Source organism: Clostridium tepidiprofundi DSM 19306, from assembly GCF_001594005.1.
In the GTDB taxonomy this organism is placed as follows: Bacteria; Bacillota; Clostridia; order Clostridiales; family Clostridiaceae; genus Clostridium_AC; species Clostridium_AC tepidiprofundi.
The window spans coordinates 108,768-130,471 of record NZ_LTBA01000001.1 but is presented as its reverse complement, the minus strand read 5'-3'; the positions used below and the strand labels follow the sequence as shown (position 1 = coordinate 130,471).

Annotated in this window: 18 protein-coding genes; 6 read left to right on the top strand and 12 right to left on the bottom strand. The window is 29.7% G+C overall.

Annotated elements, in window-relative coordinates; all coding sequences use genetic code 11:
* Nucleotides 1-19: 19 nt before the first annotated feature.
* From cmk to CLTEP_RS00650, 7 genes are all read right to left on the bottom strand, one after another.
* Nucleotides 20-667 carry a (d)CMP kinase gene (gene cmk / locus CLTEP_RS00680; protein ID WP_066821026.1) on the bottom strand — a complete coding sequence of 216 codons (648 nt, stop codon included), beginning with the start codon at nucleotides 665-667 and terminating at the stop codon, nucleotides 20-22.
* A 75-nt stretch (nucleotides 668-742) separates the two neighbouring features.
* The gene (gene aroH / locus CLTEP_RS00675; protein ID WP_066821023.1) at nucleotides 743-1,099 is read right to left on the bottom strand and encodes a chorismate mutase; all 357 of its coding nucleotides are present in this window, start codon (nucleotides 1,097-1,099) and stop codon (nucleotides 743-745) included.
* Between the two features lies 1 nt (nucleotide 1,100).
* Nucleotides 1,101-2,333 (bottom strand): BaiN/RdsA family NAD(P)/FAD-dependent oxidoreductase, encoded by a 1,233-nt coding sequence (locus CLTEP_RS00670; RefSeq protein WP_066821020.1) that lies wholly within the window; start codon nucleotides 2,331-2,333, stop codon nucleotides 1,101-1,103.
* A gap of 113 nt (nucleotides 2,334-2,446) precedes the next feature.
* Nucleotides 2,447-3,811 (bottom strand): NADP-specific glutamate dehydrogenase, encoded by a 1,365-nt coding sequence (gene gdhA / locus CLTEP_RS00665; protein WP_066821017.1) that lies wholly within the window; start codon nucleotides 3,809-3,811, stop codon nucleotides 2,447-2,449.
* A 177-nt stretch (nucleotides 3,812-3,988) separates the two neighbouring features.
* Nucleotides 3,989-4,873, bottom strand: coding sequence for a MurR/RpiR family transcriptional regulator (locus CLTEP_RS00660; RefSeq protein ID WP_066821014.1), 885 nt, complete (start codon nucleotides 4,871-4,873; stop codon nucleotides 3,989-3,991).
* Between the two features lie 128 nt (nucleotides 4,874-5,001).
* Nucleotides 5,002-5,550 (bottom strand): tRNA 5-(aminomethyl)-2-thiouridylate-methyltransferase MnmM, encoded by a 549-nt coding sequence (gene mnmM, locus CLTEP_RS00655; protein ID WP_066821004.1) that lies wholly within the window; start codon nucleotides 5,548-5,550, stop codon nucleotides 5,002-5,004.
* A 37-nt stretch (nucleotides 5,551-5,587) separates the two neighbouring features.
* Nucleotides 5,588-6,301, bottom strand: coding sequence for a pseudouridine synthase (locus CLTEP_RS00650; protein ID WP_066821001.1), 714 nt, complete (start codon nucleotides 6,299-6,301; stop codon nucleotides 5,588-5,590).
* Between the two features lie 187 nt (nucleotides 6,302-6,488).
* On the opposite strand from CLTEP_RS00650, the gene CLTEP_RS00645 reads away from it, so the two are divergent.
* From CLTEP_RS00645 to CLTEP_RS00630, 4 genes are all read left to right on the top strand, one after another.
* Nucleotides 6,489-7,622, top strand: coding sequence for a THUMP domain-containing class I SAM-dependent RNA methyltransferase (locus tag CLTEP_RS00645; RefSeq protein WP_066820998.1), 1,134 nt, complete (start codon nucleotides 6,489-6,491; stop codon nucleotides 7,620-7,622).
* Between the two features lie 252 nt (nucleotides 7,623-7,874).
* Entirely contained in the window at nucleotides 7,875-8,354 is a 480-nt protein-coding gene (nuoE, locus tag CLTEP_RS00640) for an NADH-quinone oxidoreductase subunit NuoE (protein WP_066821847.1), read from the top strand.
* A 12-nt stretch (nucleotides 8,355-8,366) separates the two neighbouring features.
* Nucleotides 8,367-10,262, top strand: a complete 1,896-nt coding sequence (nuoF, locus tag CLTEP_RS00635) for an NADH-quinone oxidoreductase subunit NuoF (protein WP_066820995.1) — start codon at nucleotides 8,367-8,369, stop codon at nucleotides 10,260-10,262.
* Between the two features lie 23 nt (nucleotides 10,263-10,285).
* A complete protein-coding gene (locus CLTEP_RS00630; protein ID WP_066820992.1) occupies nucleotides 10,286-12,013 on the top strand; it encodes an NADH-dependent [FeFe] hydrogenase, group A6 in 1,728 nt (575 codons plus the stop codon).
* Nucleotides 12,014-12,069: 56 nt separating this feature from the next.
* On the opposite strand, the gene CLTEP_RS00625 is transcribed toward CLTEP_RS00630, so the two are convergent.
* The 5 genes from CLTEP_RS00625 to glgP form a co-directional block, all read right to left on the bottom strand.
* A complete protein-coding gene (locus tag CLTEP_RS00625; protein WP_066820989.1) occupies nucleotides 12,070-13,347 on the bottom strand; it encodes an FAD-dependent oxidoreductase in 1,278 nt (425 codons plus the stop codon).
* Nucleotides 13,344-14,360, bottom strand: coding sequence for a sulfide/dihydroorotate dehydrogenase-like FAD/NAD-binding protein (locus CLTEP_RS00620; protein ID WP_169798781.1), 1,017 nt, complete (start codon nucleotides 14,358-14,360; stop codon nucleotides 13,344-13,346). The genes CLTEP_RS00625 and CLTEP_RS00620 overlap by 4 nt, the downstream gene beginning before the upstream one ends.
* 105 nt (nucleotides 14,361-14,465) lie before the next feature.
* Nucleotides 14,466-15,425 carry an ROK family protein gene (locus tag CLTEP_RS00615; RefSeq protein WP_066820987.1) on the bottom strand — a complete coding sequence of 320 codons (960 nt, stop codon included), beginning with the start codon at nucleotides 15,423-15,425 and terminating at the stop codon, nucleotides 14,466-14,468.
* Nucleotides 15,426-15,442: 17 nt separating this feature from the next.
* Nucleotides 15,443-16,471: a LacI family DNA-binding transcriptional regulator gene (locus CLTEP_RS00610; RefSeq protein WP_066820984.1), complete on the bottom strand. Its 1,029-nt coding sequence runs from the start codon at nucleotides 16,469-16,471 to the stop codon at nucleotides 15,443-15,445.
* Nucleotides 16,472-16,606: 135 nt separating this feature from the next.
* Nucleotides 16,607-18,226, bottom strand: coding sequence for an alpha-glucan family phosphorylase (gene glgP / locus CLTEP_RS00605; protein ID WP_066820981.1), 1,620 nt, complete (start codon nucleotides 18,224-18,226; stop codon nucleotides 16,607-16,609).
* Between the two features lie 428 nt (nucleotides 18,227-18,654).
* Here glgP and pgmB point away from each other — a divergent pair, with 428 nt between their 5' ends.
* Together pgmB and CLTEP_RS00595 are read left to right on the top strand one after the other, a co-directional pair.
* On the top strand, nucleotides 18,655-19,308 hold the full coding sequence (gene pgmB / locus CLTEP_RS00600; protein ID WP_066820978.1) for a beta-phosphoglucomutase: 654 nt from the start codon (nucleotides 18,655-18,657) through the stop codon (nucleotides 19,306-19,308).
* 80 nt (nucleotides 19,309-19,388) lie between these two features.
* Nucleotides 19,389-21,695, top strand: a complete 2,307-nt coding sequence (locus CLTEP_RS00595; RefSeq protein WP_066820975.1) for a glycoside hydrolase family 65 protein — start codon at nucleotides 19,389-19,391, stop codon at nucleotides 21,693-21,695.
* Nucleotides 21,696-21,704: the final 9 nt, after the last annotated feature.

Below are 21,704 nucleotides of genomic sequence, written 5' to 3'. Positions count from 1 at the left end.
AATCACCACTTTTATTTAATTAATTTTTTGTTATATATTCTTCCATTATTAAAACAACCTGTTCAATAGATAAATTAGTTGAATCAATTTCTATTGCATCATCTGCCTTTTTTAGAGGAGCTATTTCTCTATGTGAATCCATATAATCTCTTTCAATAATTTTTTTCAATAAAGAATCATAATCTACTTCAATATTCTTCTTCACCAATTCATTATAACGTCTTCTTGCCCTCTCCTCTGGAGAAGCAATTAAAAAAAATTTAAAAGGAGCATTTTTTAAGACAACAGTACCAATATCCCTTCCATCCATAACCACATTAAACTTCTCTGATATATACTTTTGTACTTTTACTAATTTTTGTCTAACTTCTGATATTGCTGCATATCTTGAAACATTTTGACTAATTAAAGGAGAATAAATCTTATCACTTGTGTTCACACCATTAACTATCAAATCATTTCCATCAAAATACATATCCATTGAATCAATTAATTCACATAGCTTTTGAACATCATCAGGCTCAATATTATTTTCCAAAGCTTTTAATGTAACAACTCTGTACATAGCACCAGTATTAATATACATAAAATCCAATCTTTTTGCTAACAACTTTGCAACAGTGCTTTTTCCTGCACCTGCAGGTCCATCAATCGCAACACTAATCAAATTATTACCGCCTTTCTAAAAACGTATACCATAATAGTATTCTATGTAAAAAATAAAAATCCTCTTTAAAATACACTATTTGAATAAATCTTCCCTTAATTTTTTTGCATCGTTTAGATAAACATATTCAGCACAAGTTTTATTTTCATCATTCGCAATTAATAGTATTCTTATACATAGTTTTAACGAATTTTCAACATTCATTTCGTTAAAATGCATTATTGCTGCAGAACTCAAATTATAATGTTCTCGTATTATTTTACCAGGATATTCTTTTGTAATATCACTAGTACATGAAAAAAGAATAGCCTTGATTGAATCAAGTTTTAAATTATTTCTGTTAATAATCTCTGAAAACAACAGTATTGAATTTTTCTTAATTTCTTCAATAGTGTTATTTTTTATTGTTATTGCACCTCTAATAAATATCATGTTATTTCACCACACTCTTACCAGCTAAATATCCCGTGGAAAAGGCTATTTGCAAATTAAAACCACCTGTAAATGCATCAACATCGATTATTTCTCCTGCAAAATAAAGATTTTTAATTATTTTCGACTTTAATGTTGAAGGATTTATTTCTTTTGTATCAATACCACCTTTTGTAATTATTGCTTCTTCTATTGGACGAAAACCTTTAATATGCAAAGTAAAATTTTGAATAACATATAAAAGCAATCTTCGTTCTTCCTTTGTGATTAGGTTTACTTTTTTATTTGGATCAATTTTCGATAATAGTATTACTGTATCTATAATTTTTTTAGGTAATAAATCACATAGTGAATTTTTAAAATCTTTATTTATGTACTTTGAAAAATCCTTTTGTATTCTTTTATCTAAATCACTACTGCTTAAAGCTGGTTTAATATTAATAATTACTTTTAAATCCATTTTATCAATATATTTATTAATTACACTACTAGCACTCAATATGATTGGGCCTGAAATTCCATAATGTGTAAATAACATTTCACCAAAATCTTTATATAACAGCTTATTATTCTCATTTGTTACTTTGATTTCTACATTTTTCAAAGATAATCCCTGTAAATCTTTTATCCAATCTTCTTTAACTTCAATTGGTACTAACGCACCCATTGGAGTTATAACATTATGACCTAATTTTTTAGAAAATTTAAATCCATCTCCAGTTGAACCTGTTTGAGGATATGACATACCACCTGTACAAAGAATAAAGCAGTCTCCTTTAATCACATCATTATTTGATAATACAACGGCTGTAATCAAATTATCATTTACAATAAATTCTTTAACATTAGAATTAAGCATAATATGTACATTATTATTTTCTAAGGACTTTTCGAGTGCTTTAATAATGTCAGATGACTTATCAGATTTTGGAAAAACTCTATCTCCTCTTTCTATCTTGAGTTTAACACCATTATTTTCAAAAAAATTCATTACATCTGTATTAGAAAATGTGTATAACGAGCTATACAAAAAATTAGGATTTGTAGGAACTTTATCAAAAAAATCACTAATATCTTTCGCATTAGTAACATTACATCGTCCTTTTCCTGTAATAAATAATTTTTTGCCCAATTTTTCATTTTTTTCGATTAATATCACATCATTATTTTGACTAGCTGCTATTGCAGCCATCATACCGGCAGGGCCTCCTCCTATTACAATAACTTTTGCCATTCTAGTATCACCTCACATTCTTACTCTATATAATTTAATACATTTGAACTTTTTATTCAATAGTAACTGAAAAAAAGAGAATCCCTAAAGGATTCTCTTTCAATTAAATATTTTTAGTAATTACCTTGGGCATGCATAGCATCAGCAACTTTTATGAATCCAGCAATATTTGCTCCTGCTACTAAATTATATCCAAATCCATATTCCTCTGCAGCCTTCATAGCACTATTATGAATATTAATCATAATATCATGAAGCTTTTTGTCAACTTCTTCAGCAGTCCAAGAAAGTCTCATACTGTTTTGTGCCATTTCAAGAGCTGATACAGCAACTCCACCAGCATTAGCTGCCTTTGCAGGTCCAACTATTACACCATTCTCTTGTAAATACTGAACAGCTTCATTTGTACAAGGCATGTTAGCACCTTCACAAACAAATTTTATTCCATTAGCAACAATCTGTTTAGCATGATCTAAATGAATATCATTTTGAGTAGCACATGGTATAATAATATCAGCTTTAACACCCCATGGCTTTTCTCCTGGGAAGAATTGAACACCAAATTTATCAGCATAATCTTGAACCTTATCTCTTCCTGATGATCTCATTTCAAGTAAATAATCAATCTTCTCACCAGTAACCCCATCCGGATCATATACATATCCATCTGGTCCAGAAAGTGTAACTACCTTACCACCTAATTGAGCAACTTTAATACATACTCCCCAAGCAACATTACCAAATCCAGAAATAGCAACTGTCTTTCCTTCAAAACTTTCGCCTTCATGTTTAAGCATTTCTTGACAGAAATATGTAACACCAAATCCTGTAGCTTCTGGTCTAATCAAGCTTCCACCATAAGATAATCCTTTTCCAGTAAGAACTCCATTTTCAAAAGCTCCTTTGATTCTTCTATATTGTCCATAAAGATATCCTATTTCTCTTCCGCCAACACCTATATCTCCTGCTGGTACGTCAACATTTGGACCAATATGCTTGTATAATTCAGTCATGAAACTTTGGCAGAATCTCATGATTTCGCCATCAGACTTTCCTCTAGGGTCAAAATCGGAACCACCTTTACCTCCACCAATTGGTAGACCTGTCAATGAATTTTTTAATATTTGTTCAAAACCTAAGAACTTGATAATACCAATATATACTGAAGGATGGAATCTAAGACCACCTTTATAAGGTCCTATAACTCCATTAAATTGAACCCTAAAACCACGATTAACTTGTACATTTCCTTCATCATCAACCCATGGTACTCTAAAGATAATTTGTCTTTCAGGTTCACAAAATCTTTCAAGAAGATTTTCTTCAATATACTCTGGATGTTTTTCGATTACTGGAGTAAGAGAAACTAATACTTCTTCTACAGCTTGTAAAAATTCAGGCTGTTCAGAATTTCTCTTTTTAACATTCTCCAATACTCTTTCAATGTAGGCTTTTGCATTAAGGTTTTCCTTTGCCATGGTAATTACCTCCTAAAATGAAAATAAAAATTCATAATTTATTTTTTTTGAAATAAATTTTTCTTTATGCTTATTATATTCTATACTTATCTTAATATTCCTTCTTAATAAAATAAAAAATTTATATTTATTATATACTTTTTTTTATTTTATTATACATTTTTTATTGATTTATTATTATTGATTGTCTTTATCCTTGTCTTTATAATCATAAACCTGATATTCTTCCCATATGTGTTCAAGCCTAGAGAATGTATTAGATATTTTTTCTTTTTCTCTTAATCCAACGGCCATTATTAATGCATTAATTACGCTTAAAGGTGCAACCAAAGAATCAACAAAAGATGCCATATTGCTTTGAGCAATTAAAGTATAATCTGCTTTTGCAGCTAATGGAGACAATAAACTATCAGTTAATGCAACTACTTTTGCATTTCTATTCTGAGCAAATGTTAATGCATCTATTGTTTTTACAGCATATCTTGGAAAACCAATTCCTATAACCAAATCATTTTCATTAACATTAATCATTTGTTCTAAAATATCACTTATACCATATCCAACAACCTTAACGTTATCCAATATTAGATTTAAGTAGAACCCTAAAAAATCAGCTAATGCAGTTGAACTTCTTAAACCAATTATGTATATATTTCTAGCCTCAAAAATTGAGTTTACTACTCCATCAAAAGTATTATGATTTATTTTTTCTAATGTTACTCTAATATTCTCCATATCAGCTTTAAGCACACCTTTAAGTGCATTTCCTTGACTAATATAATCATTAGATAATTCTATCCTTTGTACTGAAGTAAGCTTGTTTTTTATCATTTCTTGAAGTGATTTTTGCAAATTAGGATATCCACTAAAACCTAATTCATTGGCAAACCTTACAACTGTAGATTCACTTACACCAACGCTAGTACCTAACTTTGCAGCTGTCATAAATGCTGCTTTATCATAATGCTTTAAAATATATTCTGCTATTAATTTTTGACCTTTGCTCAACCTTGAAAACTTTTGTTGAATTATTCTCATTAAATCTTTTGAATTATTATCCATGCTATCAAGCTCCTTTTAAATTTTTGATATGAAACAAATAATTCATTTGAATGTATACTGCAATATATAATTCATCTTAACATTAATTGCAATTTTTTTCAATCATTCATTCATAAACTTTTTTAAAATTATTTCTTTTCTATTACTGCAAGTATGGGTGCATCAGCACTTCTATTATAAAAAGTATGAAGTAATACACCATATTTATTTTTAGGTAAGTTATTCAATAACTCAAATATCTCATTTTTTTCTTTCTGACCTTGCTCATGACCATGATAAATAGAAATAGTAATCAATCCTCCACTAGATAGTAGTTCTAAAGAATACTTAATGCTTTTAACTGTTGTTTCTGCAATTGTTGTTATTTTTTTATCTCCACCAGGTAAATAACCTAGATTATAAATGAAGCAATTTACTTTTTCTTTAATGTATTCATTGAATTTATGATGTGAGTCGTTTATAATCACCACGTTTTTGTTACATATATTTTTTTCTTTGTATTTTTCAGTTGCACATTTCTGAATATCAAATGCATAAACTTTTGAAAATATTTCTTTTAGAAAATCTGTATCATATCCATTGCCAAGTGTAGCATCTACAGCTACATTAAAATCTCTGCAATAATTTTTAATTATATTATGTGATAAATCACTAACATCTGAAACATATTTAAACATAATTAATACCCTTTCATGTGAATTTTAAATTTTTAGACTAAATATTTTTTATATATTCTAATTCATTATCATCTAAATAACGCCATTTACCTAATTGTAAATTATCTAATTTTATTTTACCTATTGAAACTCTCTTTAGATTGATTACAGAATGTCCAATTGAATCACACATCCTACGTACTTGTCTGTTTTTTCCTTCATGAATTATAATTTTCAATTTTGTATTATTATTATTATTTATAGACAATATTTCTGCTTTTGCTGGAGCTGTAATATACCCTCCAATATCAACTCCATTGCATAATTTTTTTATTTCTTTATACTCAACTACTCCCTTAACAACTGCTATATATGTTTTATCCAAAGCTTTTCTAGGATGAATAATTTGATTATATATTTCTCCATCATTAGTTAATAATATCAAACCTGAAGTATCACAATCTAATCTTCCAATTGGGTAAATTCTTTCTTGGATATCTACTAAATCTAATATCGTTTTTCTTCCCTTTTCATCTTTTACAGTAGAAATATAACCTATTGGCTTGTTTAGAGCTATGTAAATTTTATTATTCTCTGGTTTGACTATATTATTTTCAAATTTCACTACATCTAAGTCTGGATTTACTTTGAACCCTAATTCAGTAATTATTGAATTATTTACTTTTACCTTTCCCTGTAATATCAAATCTTCACATTTTCTTCTTGAAGCAATACCACATCTGGCCAAATACTTTTGCAATCTTTCGCTCATACTATCACCTGCTTTTTCTATAGTTAAATATAATAAATCTAAAACAATTATAACCATAAATATATATATATACAATAACTAGGTTTAAGCTAGTTGCCATAATATATAATCATTCATTATTCTTTTCTTTAATTATTTTAAATAATACTATATAATGAAATCAAAAACATAGAAAGTAGGAATATTTATGGCTAAATTCGAATTAGTTGCTACTTCAGCATTTGGTATTGAATCAATAGTTGCAAAGGAATTAAAAGAATTGGGTTTTTCTAATTTAAAAGTAGAAAATGGTAAAGTAACATACATTTCAGATGAAAAAGGAATATGTTTATCTAATTTATGGCTTAGATGTGCAGATAGAGTTTATATTAAAATAGGTGAATTTAAAGCAAAAACATTTGAAGAGCTCTTTCAACAGACAAAAGCTTTACCTTGGTCTCATTATCTTCCTGAAGACGCTAATTTTCCAGTTTCAGATGCAAAATCAGTTAAATCTCAGCTATTTAGTTTATCAGATATACAATCAATTGTAAAAAAAGCTGTTGTTGAAAGCATGAAAGAAACTTATTACAAAGATTGGTTCAAAGAGACAGGAAGTAAGTATCCCATTCATGTTTCAATATTGAAGGATGTAGTAACAATTTTAATTGATACAAGTGGAAGTGCACTTCATAAAAGAGGTTATAGAGAAATAGGAAGCAAAGCTCCGTTAAAGGAAACATTAGCAGCTGCATTAATTAAGATTAGCAATTGGAAAGCTGATGCTCCATTAATCGATCCATTTTGTGGTTCTGGTACAATTCCGATTGAAGCAGCACTTTTAGGTATGAATATAGCTCCTGGATTAAACAGACATTTCATTAGTGAAGATTGGGACATTATTTCTAAAGATACATGGAAACATACTAGAAAAAAAGCTTATGAAGCAATCTATTATGAAAAAGAATTACATATATTTGGATACGATATTGATGGTAAAGTTATTTCTATTGCTAGAAAAAATGCTGAAATAGCTGGCGTTGATGATTGTATACATTTTCAAAAACAGCCCTTAAGTGAATTGCGTACAAAAATGAAAAATGGATTCATAATATGTAATCCACCCTATGGTGAAAGATTAGAAGAAAGTGAAACTATTAAACAACTCTATTCTGAAATGGGTAAAATTTATAAGAAACTGAATTCGTGGTCATATTTCATAATTACATCATATGATGAATTTGAAAAATGTTTTGGGAAAAAATCAAATAAAAACAGAAAATTATATAATGGTAGAATTAAATGTTACTATTATCAATACTTTAATTCTTTTAAGAAGTAAATTCGTTCTAATAAGGCAAAAGATTCAATACATTGTCCATAGAATATGAAATATTACAAACTTATTAATTACATATATTTCCTGGGAAATGTATGTAATTAATTTTCTTCTATTTAAAGAACTGTTTCTAAAATTATTAGTTTAGAAGCAGTTCTTTTATTGTGTAGTTATTTATTATGGATAATATGCTTTAACTTGGAAACACTAGATTTGGGTGATGATTATATTCTTAATGAAAGGAATGATTATAAGTTGCATTCAAATAAATTATCTAACACAAAGTTAAAAGAATTGGATGAATTTATAGAAACTGTACCCCAAAATCAAAGTTCATTAATTGCAGTATTGCATAAAGCTCAAAAACTATTTGGATATTTGCCTAGTGAACTTCAGGAATATATAGGTGAAAAACTAAATGTTTCAACTGCAAATGTATTTGGAGTAGTTACTTTCTATTCATATTTTACAACAGAACCAAAAGGAAAACATGTTATAAGCATATGTATGGGAACAGCTTGTTTTGTGAAAGGTTCATCCGATGTATTAAATGAGTTTGAAAGAAAACTCGGTATCAAAGCTGGAGAAACAACACCTAATGGTAAATTTACTATAGAAACAATAAGATGTATTGGTGCATGTGGACTTGCTCCAGTAATAACTATTGATGATAAAGTTTATGGACACTGTACAGTTGAAATGGTTGATAAAATTCTGCAAAATTTTTCAGAATAGGAGGTTTTATATGTGGAAAAGATTCAATCTATTGGAGAACTAAAAGAACTTCACGAAAGATTTAAATCCCTTTTGGTATTAAGAGAAATTCCAAAATCAGAAAATAATTTTATTAAAACAAAAGATTTTGACAAAAGAGAAGTACTAGTGTGTGCAGGAACAGGATGTAGATCTGCCAATAGTAAAGAAATTGTAAAAGAGTTAAATAAAAATATTATTGAGGCTGGATTAGCTGAAAAAGTAAAAGTTCATATAACTGGCTGTTTTGGTTTCTGCGAAAAAGGCCCAATAGTTAAAATTTATCCTGATGATGTGTTTTACATAAAAGTTAAACCAGATGATGCATATGAAATCGTTAATAAACACCTTAAAGAAAACCAAATAGTTGAAAGGTTATTGTACGAAGAACCTTCCTTAAAACAAAAAGTTAAGACTCAAAATGAAATGTCATTTTATAAAAAACAATTTAGAATTGCACTAAGAAATTGTGGTTTAATTAATCCAGAAAGTATTGATGAAGCAATTGGTTCTAAAGCATATTTAGCATTAGCCAAAGTCCTTACTGAAATGTCACCTGATGATGTAATAGACTATATATACGAATCTGGTTTAAGAGGAAGAGGAGGAGGAGGTTTTCTCACCGGTAAAAAATGGAGCTTTGCGAAACAAAGTAACTCAAAACAAAAATATATTATTTGCAATGCAGATGAAGGAGATCCCGGTGCATTCATGGACAGATCTATACTCGAAGGAGATCCTCATAGCGTATTAGAAGCAATGGCAATTGCGGGATATGCTATTGGAGCATATCAAGGATTTATATACATAAGAGCAGAATATCCATTAGCAATAGATAGATTACAGATTGCTATAAAACAAGCTAGAGAATATGGACTCTTAGGAAATAATATATTAGGAACCGGATTCAATTTCGACATAAGTCTAAAATACGGTGCAGGTGCTTTTGTTTGTGGAGAAGAAACAGCATTAATTCATTCAATAGAAGGATTTAGAGGTGAACCCACTTATAAACCACCTTTCCCTGCTATACAAGGTTTATGGAAAAAACCTACGATAGTAAACAATGTTGAAACATTAGCTAATATTCCTGCTATCATAAACAATGGAATAAAATGGTTTACATCAATCGGTACAAAGACATCAAAAGGCACAAAAGTATTTGCCTTAGCTGGCAAGATAAATAATGTAGGTTTAGTAGAAGTACCTATGGGAACAACATTAAGGGAAATTATATATGACATAGGTGGTGGTATCAAAGGAGAAGCTGAGTTTAAAGCTGTGCAAACCGGAGGACCTTCTGGTGGCTGTATACCTGCATCACTTTTAGATACTCCTATAGACTATGAATCCTTAAATGAGATAGGATCAATGATGGGATCAGGTGGAATGATTGTTATGGATAAAAACAATTGCATGGTAGATATAGCAAAATTTTATCTTGAGTTCACACTTGAGGAGTCATGTGGAAAATGCACTCCATGTAGAATAGGAAATACTAGACTATATGAAATATTAGACAAAATCACTAAAGGTAATGGAACTAAACAAGACTTAAAAGATTTAGAAGAATTAAGTCAAATCATAAAGGATACAGCATTATGTGGATTAGGTCAAACATCTCCTAACCCAGTTTTGAGTAATTTAAGATATTTCAGAGATGAGTTTGAGGCACATATAAATGATAAAATATGCCCTGCTGGTGTATGCAAAGAACTTGTCAGATATTATATAACAGATAAATGTATTGGATGCACAAGATGTGCAAAAATTTGTCCAGTAGGTTGTATAAGCGGTAATATAAAGGAAAAGCATATAATCGATCAGGATAGATGCATAAAGTGTGGTTCATGTTTTGAGGTATGTCCCGTAAATGCAATAATAAAATAGTATTTAAGAAAAGAGGTGTTAATATGATATCCTTGACTATAAACGGACAAAAAACAGAAGTTGAAGAAGGTACTTCAATATTGAAAGCTGCGCAAAAATTAAATATTCATATACCTACGCTTTGTCATTTTAAACTACATGATGACAGAACAATAAACGAACCTGGTTCTTGTAGAGTTTGTGTTGTCGAGATTGAAGGAAGACGAAATCTTGCACCTGCTTGTGCTACTCCAGTATCAGAAGGCATGATTGTTACTACTAATTCAATAAGAGTAATTAAAGCAAGAAGAGCTATTGTAGAACTATTGTTGTCAAATCATCCTAAAGAGTGCTTACTATGCGAAAAAAATATGAATTGTGAGCTTCAAAGTCTAGCTGCGGAATTATGCATAAGAGAAATTAGATATACAGGAAAGAGGACTAAATTTAAAAGCGATAACTCAAGCTATTCTATAATAAGAAATTTGGATAAATGTATTTTGTGTAGAAGATGTGAAACTATGTGTAATGAAGTCCAAACATGTAATGTTTTATCTGCAATTAATAGGGGTATGAATACAGTTGTTGCACCAGCTTTTAATCTTCCTATTGCTGAAACAAATTGTACATTTTGTGGTCAATGTGTTGCTGTTTGTCCTACTGCTGCTCTTACTGAAGTTCATTTTATACCAAATGTCATTGATGCACTTATTGACAAAGAAAAATTTGTTATTGTAGAAACAGCTCCTGCTGTTAGAGCTGCTCTTGGAGAAGAATTTGGTTTTGAACCTGGAACAGCAGTTACAGGTAAAATGGTTACCGCACTCAGAAAACTTGGTTTTGATAAAATATTTGATACCAATTTTGGTGCTGATTTAACTATAATGGAAGAGGCAAAAGAGTTTATTTATAGATTAGAAAACGGTGGCAGACTACCTATACTTACTAGTTGCTGCCCAGCTTGGATAAGGTTTATAGAACATAATTTCCCTGATTTATTAGATATACCATCTACATGCAAATCGCCTCATCAAATGTTTGGCACAATCGCTAAAACATATTATGCTAAAAAAATAGGTATAGATCCTAAAAAAATTGTTGTTGTTTCAATAATGCCTTGTTTAGCAAAAAAATATGAAGCTCACAGACCTGAAATGGAATATAATGGTCTTAGAGATGTTGATATTGTTATTTCAACAAGAGAACTCGCTAAGATGATAAAAGAATCAGGAATTAATTTTAGTGAACTTGAAGAGGGTGAATTCGATAACCCATTAGGATTATCCTCTGGTGCAGCTGACATATTTGGTGCCTCAGGTGGTGTGTTAGAAGCTGCTGCAAGGACAGCTTATGAATGGCTTACACATAAATCGAGTTCTCCTCTTGAATTCCATTCTGTGAGAGGAATAGATGGTTTTAAAGAAGCTTCTCTTGATATCAATGGCACAGAAATTAAAGTGGCCGTAACAAATGGATTAGGAAATGCAAGAAAATTATTAAATTCAATTAGAAATGAAGAAGTTCAATATCACATGATTGAAATAATGGCGTGTCCTGGTGGATGTATTGGTGGAGGCGGACAGCCATATATATATGGAGATACTTCTATTCTTAAGAAGAGAATAGAAGCATTATACAATGAAGATAAAAATAAAAATTTAAGAAAATCTCATGAAAATCCATATATATTACAGTTATATGATGATTTTTTAGGTGAACCGTTTGGTGATAAAGCACATAAACTCCTACATACTCACTATACTAAAAGATAATGATAAGCAAGAAGTTCTGGTTATACAGCAGAACTTCTGCTTAAAAATTTAAATCATCATATTAATTTATTATCAAATATTCCATATAGCCCCAGATTACTAATTCTTTCATTTATTTCATCTATATCAGTAGTATATAATCCTATCGCTTTCATCCTTTCAAAATAGATTGAACCAGAAAAAGTATATCTACTTTTCTTGTCATTTTTCTTAAGGAATCTGTAATTTGCAAAAGATATTATGTCACCAATTGCAGTTTTCTTTGGAAGAACTAACGTTCGAATACCTTTTAAATACCTTACAGCATTATGACCTGCCAATGAACCAGTGCATATAGCTTCAGTATGTCCAACGAAAAGTCCTGATTTTTCACCTGCACAAAAAAGATTATCTATACCTACAACTTTTAAATCATTATTCCTTTTAGCACATGAAAGATATCTTATTGAGTTTCCTTTCCCACCTGAATAAGGATCAACGTACTTGGCATTCTCTAGACCCTTAATTTTTCTTAATTTATCCAAAGGATAATAACTAGTCATTAATTTTGCATACCCAGTATCAAGTAATATTATATTTTCTGCAAATTCCTTCAATGCGTACTGCTGACAAACCTTTTTAGATAACTTATCCATATCTATATCTTCTATTGGAACCTTTAATATGACAACTCCCTTTTCATTTAACTCATTTCGTATTTCCTCAGATAAACTTTCCTTTGACAGTTTACATGATCCACTATATGCACCGTAAATTTCTTCTGCTCTTTCTCCTTTCATATCTTCGAGTCCAGCTCTTTTAGTTATGCTAACTCTAGGTCCAAATGAGGGACACCTTAATACACACATAGAACATCCATTCCCATATCTTAAGCAGTTTCCCATAGGTCCTGTCGAACCTGTTGTCTCTATAAATACATCTCCTTTTATATAAGTACCATCACATAGATAAATTCCTAATATCTTTCTATTTTTCTTTTCTATATCTACAACTCTTTTTACTGTATGAATTTTAATATCCATTTCTTCTAAGTGTCTTTTTACAACTGGTTCAATATTATTAACATCGTATAACCATGCATGTTTATGCCCCGGAAAATCTAAGTTCTTATGAAGTGACATGTTATCAGTAATATTAATAAGATCTCCTGCACCTAAAGCTTTAATTTCCTCTGCTGCAGTGAATCTACCATTATTTCTCATAATGCCTCCTATATTACCCAACCCTAAAAGCATATCTGTTTTTTCAAAAATATGAACTTCTGCACCTGCTTTTTTTGCCGTTATTGCTGCCGCACATCCAGACCAACCTCCACCTATAATTATTACCTTCAAAACAATCTCCTCCCCTCTAAAACATATTTAGGATCAGTTTGCATTTTACACATTCTTCTCAATTTGTGGTCTTTATTTTTTCGCGTACAACAACCACAAATTCCTTCACCACAACTCATTTTAGCATTATTACAACAAGTAAATTTAATACTTGGATTACTTTTAGACATAATTTCATTTATATTATTCAAATCAACTGCATATAAGCTTTCACTTACATTCTCAACTATTTTCATGACATTATAATTTAATATATCAGCTGCACTACAATGAACCAATTTAATATTATTTTTTAACAATATATCAATTAATAGCTCTTTGAATTCAGTTGTCAATTTTCCATTTTCAAATGTATTGCAATGTATTATTTCACAATCATAGTTTAGTAAATACTCATATATAAAATTGTCATTATAGTTTCCCTTATCAAGTATTGAAATTATTTTATTGTTATTTTTGTATAATTTTTTGAGTACAGGAACTAAAGGTGCTTGCCCTATTCCCCTTGCAATTGTTAAACACACACTATTTTTAACATTGTTTATATTCCTCAATCCTAATACACCGTTCCAAAATGGTCCTTTAACTAGTAGTTCATCCTGTATTTTCAATTCATTTACCTTTTTTGTTTTTATACCTTTAAGTTCAATTGCAAATGTCAAACTACTATTTTGTATATCAGCATCCATTATTGAAATAGGGAAATCATAAAATTGATCCGTATTTGGATTTCTTAAAAATACAAAACTTCCAGGATAAATTAAATTATTAACCAACATTTCTGGAGCTTTTATAGTTAAAATAATAGAATTTTCACTAAAGTTTGTTTTTCTGATAATAGAACATTTATAGTATTTTCTACCCGACTTAGCTTTTTTGTTATTCCAAATATATTCTTGATAGATACAAACTCCTTTCCAATTTGCACAATCACATCCTGTTGCCCCTTGAAGCTGAGAACATATTATGCAGTCACCAGTCTCTGCTAGATGGCAAGGACAAGGTAGTAACACTAAACTGCGATAGTAAACTTGCTTATACAAAAGAAAATGTTATAATTTAATAAAAAAAAACAAGAGACTGCTTTATAAAAAACAATCTCTTATAATTTATGTATACTAATCTATGTTATTATTTTTACCTAACATAGCGGCACCAATAATTCCAGCTTCATTGCCTAATTTTGCTATAGTAATTTTTCCAACTGAAAAACTCTTAAAATATCTATTATCTAAAACACTCGATTGAATTTTTTCAAGTAAAAATGTTCCAGCTTTTGAAAGCCCTCCACCTATAACAAATATTTCAGGATCAATAATAGAAACAATATTCATAATGCCAATACTCAAATATTTTACCATTCTATCAACTGCTTTATTAGCTAATTTATCACCCTGTTTTGCCGCATCAAAAATCATTTTTCCATCAATATTATTTATGTTACCATCACTTAATACATTTAAAATAGATTCTTCATTATTTTCTTGAAGTAATTTTTTAGTATAATTAATTAATGCAGTTGATGAAGAAAATGTTTCTAAACAACCATTTCTACCACAATTGCAATTATAATAATTCTCTCCTACAATCATATGTCCAATTTCTGAACCTATTCCATTAGAACCCGTATAGACTTTGCCATCAATGATTATGCCCCCTCCTACACCAGTTCCAAGAGTTATAAATACCCCATTCCTTACACCTTTCATTATACCAGCCTCATATTCTGCTAAGGCTGCAACTGTCGCATCATTATTAATATAAACTGAAACACCTATTTTTTTTTCTAATATAGATCTTAAAGGTACATTATGCCAATTTAAATTAACACATTCTATTACATCTCCAGTGCATTCATCTGCTAATCCAGGTATTCCAATGCCTATTGATTCAATTTCACTCTTATTAGTTCCAGCTTTATCAATTATTTTAGTAATTAATTTCTCTATGTCACAAATTATATCATATGCTTCTCTTTCTTTATATGTAGGTATTGATTCATTATGCAACAACTTTCCATATGCATCGACTAAACCTGCTGCTATATTAGTTCCTCCTAAGTCTACTCCTATAAACATAATTTTCCCCCTTAACACTATAAGGTTTCTATAATATTTCTGTCACGTACCGATTTTCTAAATATTATATTAGTTTTAATTATTTTTTTTCCTATTTTTCTTTCACCTTTGATATACTTAAGTAAAATTTCAGCAGCTGAAAAACCTAAATCATAAGAATTAATATCAACTGACGTTAAAGGTGGCATAGCAAACTCAGCCAAAGGTACATTATTGAAGCTAACAACCGAAATATCATCAGGAATTTTATATCCATATTCTCTAATAGCTTTCATTGCTCCAAAAGCCATCAAATCATCCGTTACCAGCACAGCAGTCGGTACCTCGGGTGCCTCTAAAATCTTCTTCATGCTTTTGTATCCACCTTCTTGCTCGAAAACATTAGATATTACTATTCTTTCATCTATGCTCAATCCGTACTCATTAAAAGCTTTTTTATACCCTTCATATCTATCTGCAGAAACTGTAAGATGTAATGCTCCTTTAATAAGACCTATTCTTTTATGTCCTCTATTTATAAGATACTTAACAGCTGTATATGCAGCTTCAACGTTATCATTATCAACATAATTAATATTATCTGAATCAACCGGTCTTCCAATCATGGAAAAAGGTTTATTCAACTTTTTTAACTCTAACAAAATAGGATCATCAGGCTTAGAATACATTATTATTACTCCATCAACCCTGCTTCCCCTAACCAATGCATTAAGTGAAGCAATTTGTTCCTCTTCTGTTGAACCAGCAGAAAGCAAAATAAAATAACCATAATCATGTGCTGCTTTTGAAATTCCTCTAAGAACTTCTGGAAAAAAAGGATTGGTGAATGCCTTTTCAGTAGAATAGGGCATAATGATTCCTATAGTATTAGTATATTTCGAAACCAAGCTTCTTGCCATTACGTTAGGATGATAATCCATATCGTTCATTATCTTTCTCACTCTTTTTTTAGTTTCATCACTAATCCTAGAATCATTTGATATTACTCTAGAAACAGTTGAAGGAGATACCCCTGCTTTCTTAGCTATTTCCTTTATTGTAACCATAAAATCCACCAATCTTTCAACAATATTTTATTTATAATTAAACTGTCATTCTCTTTATACCATTAATATTCTTACAAGCATTAAATTGAAGTTTTTCACTTTAACCAAACAAGTTAATTGGATAATATTCCTATGCTATTTAGTATACAGCTTTTGATAATATTCTTCAACCATTCTTTCCATATCAAAATATTCTCTGGTTGTTTTTATACTTTCTTTCATCATTTCTTCCCATTTTGTTTTATTATCATAATATATTGGTATTACTTTATTTAGTAATACATCATACAATGCCTTTAGATCGTGCCTATCTTGTTCATCAATATTATCGCTTTCAAATCCGTCCCCAAACTGCCAACCATTAACTTCATCTATACATGCTTCTGGCCACCATCCATCTAGTATAGAACAATTTAATACACCATTCATAGCAGCTTTCATTCCTGAAGTACCACTAGCTTCCATAGGTCTTATAGGATTATTTAACCAAATATCTGCTCCTCTTGTAAGCATTCTACCTATATTCATATCATAATTTTCTAAGAAAACAACGCTTCCTGGATATTTTTGCATCATAGTTACTAAATTAGAAACTATATTTTTACCTGTATCATCCAATGGATGAGCCTTTCCTGAAAAAACAATTTGAATTGTATGTTCTTTTAGCAATTTCTCTATTACATTCAAGTCTCTAAAAATCAAATCGCTTCTCTTATAAGGTGCTGCCCTTCTTGAAAAACCTATTAGCAATTTTTCGCTATCGAGCTTAACAGAAGTTCTATCATATATAAAGTCGATTAATTCATTTTTTATTTCGTTGTGCACTTTCAATAAACTTTTACCTTCTTCGTATGCTTTTATTATTCTTTCATCCACCCATGTTGGCACGTGAATCGCATTTGTGATTCCTATAATATCACTCTTACCTGCAGTTGATTTCCACATTTTATTAGCTGTCTCTGCATGAAGTTGCGCCACTGCATTAGATTTTCTTGAAAGTCTCAATGCAGCCACTGTCATATTAAATGGTTCCCCTCCAAGTCTAATCATTTGTTCTCTTTTTAATCCATTGAATGCTCCCATATATTCTAATGTAGTTAAATCATGAGACTCATTTCCTTGAACAATAGGTGTGTGAGTAGTGAATACAACTTCATCTCTAGTTTTATTCCAAGCCTCTTCAAAAGAAAAGCCACTCTCCATTTTTTCCTTAATTAGCTCTAAAGCCGCTAAAACAGCATGTCCTTCATTAAAATGATAAGTATCGATTTGAATATTCAATTCTCTTAAAAGTTTAATTCCTCCAATTCCAAGTACGATTTCTTGTGCAATTCTTTCCTCTTTAAACCATCCATAAAGTTGACCAGTAATCCATCTGTCTTCTCCACTATTTTCTGGTATATCAGTATCCAAAAGATAAATAGTATTATTATTAAAATTTTCAGTTTTCCAAACTTTACAATATACATCCTTATTTCTTATTTTAACTTTAACAATGATACCTGTATCTTCTAAAAAGTCATATTCATTGTTATAATATGCGTCATATGGTTTTCCATCTTCCCCTATTTTCTGTTCTGTATATCCCTGTTTCCATTTTATACCTATACCTATGATAGGAACATTTTTATCTTTAGCACATTTTAAATAATCACCTGCTAAAATTCCAAGTCCACCAGCATATATTTTGAAATCTGATTCTAAGCCATATTCCATACAAAAATATGCAACTGAAGGCAATTTATTTTCTTTCATGACAACAACTCCTCATTATTATTTTTTATTGTGCAAACGTTTGCTCAATAAAATTCTATCACGTTATAGCGTATTTTTCAATGTTTGCTTTTCAATTTGTAAAAGTCCTACCATTTAAGAATATACGTATGAGTTTTTAATATTTTCTCGATTCTATAAGACTCCCGCTTTTTATAAGTGAGAAATTGGAGCGTTTTGCTTCAAGTAGAGTAGAATCTCCGCCTGAAGTCTCTATGTTTTACTTTAGCAAAACGAGTTCACTTCATGAAAACAAGTCCACTATAATTTTTCAATATATTTAAGCAAATTATAAAATTATAATCATTAAAATTTGTAGATTACTACAAATTTTAATAAAAAACCTTAACATATAATCAATTCTTATGCTATTCTATTTAATATAACCATTTTGATTGTAGGGGGTACATATGAATAAAATTAAAGCATGTTTATTTGATTTAGATGGAGTACTAGTTGATACTGCTAAATATCATTTTTTAGCATGGAAAAAATTGGCCAATGAATTGAACATTGAATTTTCAGAAGAGGACAATGAAAAATTAAAAGGAATAAGTAGAATGGCATCGCTAGAAATTCTACTTAGCCTTGGCAATATGGAGTTAAGCAATGAAATGAAATTAAAATTTGCAGAAAAGAAAAATAATTGGTACGTTGAATATATTTCAAAATTAACTCCAAATGATATATTACCTGGTGTAAAAGAATTTCTTACTTTATTAAAATGTCATGACATAAAAATAGCACTTGGCTCAGCTAGCAAGAATTCAATGCTTATTCTCAATAAACTTAATCTTGTTAATTATTTTGATGCTATTATTGATGGGAATAAAATAACTAAAGCCAAACCTAATCCAGAGGTATTTTTAAAGTGTGCGGAAGAATTAAATATATCGCCAAAACACTGTGTTGTATTTGAAGATGCAGAAGCTGGAATAGAAGCTGCAATAAATGCTGGCATGTATTCAATTGGAATAGGTTCACCATCAATATTAAAAAAGGCAAATTTTGTTGTAGACAATCTTAGCTACATGAATTTAGAAAAATTAAGCTTATTAAAATAATACTTTAAAATATTTAGTTAGTTCAGAGCTAACTATTAATTTATCAAATCTATGCAATCGTTTGAATGGAGGGTTTTTGTATGGAACAATATTACAAATTAGATAAATGGCATATAATAGAGCATGGATTCAATCCACAAAAAAATGAAATTTCAGAAAGTGTATTTAGTATAGGAAATGGTTATATGGGACAAAGAGCTAACTTTGAAGAACAGTATAGCGGTTCATCATTACAAGGTTCTTATTTAGCTGGTGTTTACTATCCTGACAAGACTAGGGTTGGATGGTGGAAAAATGGATATCCAAGCTATTTTGCAAAAGTATTAAATTCTACTAACTGGATAGGAATTGACATTAAAATTAATGATTGTATTTTAGATATTGCAAAAGGCACGCTTAAAGATTTTAAAAGAGTTCTTAATATGAAAGATGGATACTTAGAAAGAAGTTTTACACTAGTATTAGAAAATAACAATGAAATTCATGTTAATTCAAAGAGATTCATAAGTATGACACGTGGTGAAATTGGAGCAATACATTATACAATAACACCTATTAATTTTAGTGGAGAGATTACAATTTCACCTTATTTAGATGGAAATGTAAAGAATACTGATGCAAATTATGGTGAAACTTTCTGGGATGAAATTTCTAAAAAAGCAGAACCTTTTGAAGGCTATGTAATGTTAAAAACAAAAAAATTAGATTTTAACATATGTACTTATATGACATATGAATTGTGTAAAAATGGGGAAATTATAACTCCTAATGTAGAACTTTTGGAAAAGGAAAAATTTATTTCGAATACAGCTAAGATTTCATGCAATAAAAATGATAAAATAGAAATATTTAAATATGTAGCAAATACTTCTTCAAGGTATTATGAAAAAGATGAATTAGTGTCTATTACTAGAAAACTTTCAATAAAGGCAAAAAACGATGGTTTTGTAAATTTATTGGAAGAGCAATCAAATGCTTGGAAAGATAAATGGGAAGAAAGTGACATAGTTATTGAAGATGATATCGCTGCACAACAAGGAATAAGATTTAATATTTTTCAATTAAATCAAACTTATACAGGTAAAGATGAAAGGCTGAACATAGGTCCAAAAGGATTCACTGGTGAAAAATACGGAGGTAGTACATATTGGGATACTGAAGCTTACTGTATACCATTCTTTTTAAGTACTGCAGAACCAAATGTTTCAAAGAACCTTCTACTTTATAGATATAAACAACTCAATAAAGCAATAGGAAATGCTGAAAAATTAGGTTTTAGTAATGGAGCAGCATTATATCCTATGGTAACAATGAATGGTGAAGAATGCCATAATGAATGGGAAATTACATTCGAAGAAATTCACAGAAATGCTGCAATAGCTTATGCAATATATAATTATGTGAATTACACTGGTGACAAAACTTATATACAAGAATATGGTTTGGAAGTTCTTATAGCAATATCACGTTTCTGGGCTCAAAGAGTTAATTTTTCAAAGCAAAAAAATAAATATGTTATTTTAGGTGTTACTGGCCCTAATGAATACGAAAACAATATCAACAACAATTGGTACACAAATAGAATGGCTAGTTGGACATTAGAATATACTATTAAAGCTATAAATTATTTAAAAGAGAGTAATCCTGATAGATTAATGGATATTATGAAAAAAGTCAACTTTAAAGATGACGAAATATCAAAATGGCATGATATAATTGATAATATGTACTACCCTGTTTGTGATAAACTTGGAATTTTTCTTCAGCAAGAAGGATATTTAGACAAAGAACAAATACTAGTAAAAGATTTGGACAAGAGTAATCTACCTTTAAATCAAAATTGGTCTTGGGATAGAATTCTTCGTTCATGTTTCATTAAACAAGCTGATGTACTTCAAGGTCTTTACTTTTTAGAAGATGAATATGATATAAATACTATTAAAAACAATTTTGATTTTTATGAACCTAGAACAGTACACGAATCTTCATTATCACCTTGTATTCATTCAATATTAGCAAGCAAAATTGGAAACCATGACAAAGCATATGAAATGTATTTAAGAACTTCTAGGCTTGATATTGATAATTACAATAATGATACATGTGATGGATGTCACATAACTAGTATGGCTGGTACATGGATGTCAATAGTTCACGGTTTTGGTGGGCTGCGAGTTAGAAATAATAAATTAATTTTAAACCCATTTATACCTGAGCATTGGAAGTCTTATTCATTCAAAATACGATTTAGAGGAGCATTATTAAAAATAAGCATTACTAATAAATATGTAAATATATCAAATGAATTAAATAAAGATGTTATAATAGAAGTGTACAGTAAAGATTACAAATTAGCTGGCAATAGCAACATTATAATTCAAAGATAATAAAAACGC